Source organism: Myxococcus vastator (genome assembly GCF_010894475.1).
In the GTDB taxonomy this organism is placed as follows: domain Bacteria; phylum Myxococcota; class Myxococcia; order Myxococcales; family Myxococcaceae; genus Myxococcus; species Myxococcus vastator.
Genome location: NZ_JAAIYB010000625.1, coordinates 1 through 3,723, shown reverse-complemented (window position 1 = coordinate 3,723; position 3,723 = coordinate 1). Strand labels below are relative to the sequence as shown.

5 protein-coding genes are annotated in these 3,723 nt (G+C 68.5%); all 5 read right to left on the bottom strand.

Annotation, left to right across the window (positions count from 1 at the left end):
- On the bottom strand, positions 1-624 hold a 624-nt coding region (locus G4D87_RS35085; RefSeq protein WP_504112775.1), incomplete at its 3' end, for a PLP-dependent aminotransferase family protein.
- Positions 621-893 carry a cispentacin biosynthesis acyl carrier protein AmcB gene (gene amcB, locus G4D87_RS35080; protein ID WP_163787051.1) on the bottom strand — a complete coding sequence of 91 codons (273 nt, stop codon included), beginning with the start codon at positions 891-893 and terminating at the stop codon, positions 621-623. The genes G4D87_RS35085 and amcB, both read right to left, overlap by 4 nt.
- Complete coding sequence (locus G4D87_RS35075; RefSeq protein ID WP_163787049.1) at positions 886-1,884, bottom strand: NAD(P)H-quinone oxidoreductase; 999 nt, start codon at positions 1,882-1,884, stop codon at positions 886-888. The genes amcB and G4D87_RS35075 overlap by 8 nt, the downstream gene beginning before the upstream one ends.
- Positions 1,885-1,888: 4 nt before the next feature.
- Positions 1,889-2,419, bottom strand: a complete 531-nt coding sequence (locus tag G4D87_RS35070) for a MaoC family dehydratase (RefSeq protein ID WP_163787047.1) — start codon at positions 2,417-2,419, stop codon at positions 1,889-1,891.
- 35 nt (positions 2,420-2,454) lie between these two features.
- Positions 2,455-3,687: an aminotransferase class I/II-fold pyridoxal phosphate-dependent enzyme gene (locus G4D87_RS35065; RefSeq protein WP_163787045.1), complete on the bottom strand. Its 1,233-nt coding sequence runs from the start codon at positions 3,685-3,687 to the stop codon at positions 2,455-2,457.
- Between the last annotated feature and the right edge of the window lie 36 nt (positions 3,688-3,723).

Genomic DNA, 3,723 nt, shown 5'->3' with positions numbered 1-3,723 from the left:
CGCCACGTCCAGTCCGAAGGGGGGCTCGGCGGCGGGAGGGGGCAGGCCCAGGCGGTAGTGCCGGCGGTTGAGCAGGGGCACCAGGCCGCCCGTCCAGCCATGCCAGGCGCCCTCGAAGGCGAGCACCGTCCGCCGTGCCTCATGGCCTGCCTTCACCGTCAGCCGCCGCCGGTCGAACCCGGACTCCAGCACCAGCCGCAGCGCGAGCTCCAGGCCCTCGGAGCCGGAGTTCCGGCCGCTCGCGTGGTAGTCGCTGCCCGGGAAGCGGTCCGCCCAGCGGCCACCCGGGCCGAACAGCTCCTCCAGCAGCAGGGTCCGCTCCAGCGAGCCCAGCTCATCGGTGACGTAGCCGCGCTCCAGGCCGTCCCGGAACGCCGGAGCGAGACAAGGATGGCCCGCGCCCAGACATGCGCTGGCGTAGCCGCCGCTCGCGTCCAGCACCTCCAGCACCCGGCCGGCGCTCTCGCCTTCCAGGGGAACCAGGTGCTGGACGAGCCCTCGCGCCTGGACGCAGGCGAAGGGCAGACGCCCGCCGCCATAGTGGTCCATCTGCAGGGCCTGGCCGGCGCGCAGCCGGTCCAGGTCCGCCGCCTCCAGGCTTCCTCCGGGCGCGGGCACCTTCACCACGCGCCTCCCTGGGCGGAGGTCTTCAGGCCCACGATGAGCGAGGCGATTTGATTCACCGTCCGGAAGTTGTCCGAGTTGAAGTCCTCGTCGGAGATGCGGACGTTGAACTCGTCCTCGCAGATGACGCGCAGCTCGAGGAAGCCCACCGAGTCCAGGCCGATGACGGACTGCAGCCCGTCGTCCACGCCAATCTGCTCCAGGGGGAGCTCCACGAACAGGTTGTTGATGAGGATCTTCTTGAGGCTCTCCGTCAGCTCTTCATGCATGGCTGGCATTCCTTTCCAAAGTGAGCACGAGCTTTCCGATGTTGCGGTTGGCTTCCATCTCCCCGAGCGCCGTCTCCACGTCCTCCAGCGGGTAGCGCGCGTGGATGACGGGGCGCAGCTCGCCCTGGGCGAGCACCTCCATCCATCGCTGGCGGAAGCGCGCGTTCACCTCGCGCTTCTCCTGCATGGGCCTCAGTCGCAGCGAGGAGCCCTTGAGCTGCAAGCGGCGCTGGACGATGCGCAGCAGGTCCACCTGCGCCGACATGCCGTCCAGCAGCCCCACCATCACGAGGCAGCCCTCGTGGCCCAGCACCGCCAGGTTGCGCTCCAGGTAGGCGCCACCGACGAAGTCCATCACCAGCGGCACGCCCTCGCCGCGCGTCAGTTGAAGCACCTCATGGACGAAGTCCTGCTCGCGGTAATCGAAGACCGCGTCGGCACCCAGCGCGCGCAGGGCGTCCACCTTCCTCCGTGAGCCCACCGTGCAGTAGGTGGTGGCGCCCACATGCCGGGCCATCTGCACCATGGTGGTGCCGATGCTGCTGGCGGCCGCGTGGATGAGGACCGCCTGGCCTGGCTTCAGGTCCCCGAGCGTGAAGAGCGTCTCGTTGGCGGTGAGGCAGGACTCCGCGGTGGCCGCCGCCTCCGCGAAGTCGTATCCAGCAGGGACGGGGAGGGCCATGCCCTGGTCCAGCAGGCAGTACTCGGCCAGCCCGCCGCCCTCCACCACACCGAAGACGGGCTGCCCTCGGGTGAAGCCCTTCACCGCCTCGCCCCAGGCTTCAACGGTGCCAGCCACCTCCACGCCGGGGATGGGTGATTGGCCCTCGGGGACGTGGTACTCGCCCTGACGCTGGAGCAGGTCCGCCCGGTTGAGCGCCGTGGCATGCACCTTCACCAGCAGCGCCTCCCGCGTGGGCACGGGCCTGGGGACTTCGCGCAGCTTCACCACCTCCGGTCCCCCGGAGCCTTCGAAGACGACGGCGCGCATGGCGTCAGTACCTCGCCCTTTCCTCGACGGCCCGCTCGCGGGTGGGCACCAGGAAGCTGCGCTCGAAGGAGAGGAAGGCCTCGCCCTTCGCCGTGAGGCCCACCGTCTCGCAGGTGATGATTCCCTCTCCAGGACGGCGGGTGGACAGGCGCCTGGCGAGGATGCGGCTCTCCGCGTAGAGCGTGTCGCCCGCGAAGACGGGGTGCGTGAGGCGGATCTTGTCCCAGCCCAGGTTGGCGGTGGCCCGGCCGCTGGTGCTGCGCACGCTCATTCCGCAGACGATGCTGAACGTCACCAGGCTGGAGATGAGCGGCCGGCCCCACACCGTCTGCTCGCAGTACGCCGCGTCCAGGTGCAGCGGCGACGGGTTCATGCTCAGCGTGTTCATCAGGACGTTGTCGGCCTCTGTCACCGTCCTGCCGGGACGGTGCTCGAACACGTCCCCCACGGTGAAGTCCTCGTAGTGGAAGCCCAGGACCTCCCGGTACCGCTGAGGTCCAAGTTGCTTGTAGCCAGTGATTCCGGTGCCCTCCATGGTGCGTGTCCTCGTGGTCCGAAGGTGGGGGCCGGTCAGAAGTGGGAGAGGATGTCTTTGACGTCGCCGCAGAAGGTGCGGACCTGCTGCTCCGTCATGTCCGCGCGCATCATCACGCGCACGCCCGCCTCGCCTCGGGCGACGACGGGGAAGAACACCGCCGAGCAGTAGTAGCCCCGCTGGTACAGCTCGGAGGACAGCCGGATGGCGCGCGCCTCCTCGCCCACCTGGATGAGGCGGATGGGCATGCCGTTCCCCGCGTGAGGCGAAGGGAACTGGCTGTCGAAGAGCTGGATGTTGCGCTGCAACTGGTCCTGGAGCTGGCGCAGCTCCGGCGAGCGGTGCAGCTCGATGCTGGCCAGCGACGCACCCACCGAGGGCGTCTGGAGATTCTGCGACCAGGCCAGCGGCCCCGCGTTCCGGTAGAGGAAGTCGAAGCTCTTCTCGCTGCCCAGCATCGCGATGCCGCCCGCGCTGCCGAACGCCTTGGCCAGCGAGGCGACAATCATTGTCAGCGGGTTCATCTTCAGCCGCGAGCGGACGTAGCCCTCGCCGTGCTCGCCGGTGATTGACAGCGAGTGTGAGTCATCGATGTAGAGGAAGAGCCCGTAGCGCTCCTGGAGCTGCAGCAACCCCTCCAACGCGACGAGGCCGCCCATGGAGTAGGCCCCATCCGCGACGTAGGCCACGCGGGGGTACTTCTTGCAGACGTCCTCCAGGTAGTTGAGGTCGTTGTGCGGGCTCGTCAGCACCAGGCTCTCATCGCCGCAGATGGGCTTGATGTAGGCCATGGAGAAGTGACAGTAGCGGTCGAACACCATGACGCGCGGCTTGCCGTCCTCGGTGACGTGGCCGGAGGCGAGCAGCGGGAGGATGCCCGCGGTCAACGCGCTGCAAGTGGCGCCGGGCAGGGTGGGGCAGCCGTACAGCTCCCGCAGGCCCTCCTCCATGCGCGCCATCAGGTTGAGGCGGATGCGCAGCGTGGACATGGCCAGGCTGTTGGTGCCGGCCTCCCGCAGCGCGTCGATGGAGCCCTGCAGAATCTTCGGGTGGTGGTTGAGGCCCAGGTAGGAGCACGAGCAGAGCGTCATGAACGCGTGGTTCGTGCAGGTATCGACGAGCCGGTTGTTGGACTCGAAGTCCACCTTGAGGCCGATGAGCCCGTTGTCCTTGGCGTGCTGCCAGCCACGGTCGCCCACGGCGATGAGCTTCTCGTTGTTGCGATAGCGCCGGGGACCCAAGACGCTCTGCTCGCTGCTTGCTTCCATGTGGACTCCTCCTGGGGGCAGTGGGGGATGCGGGGG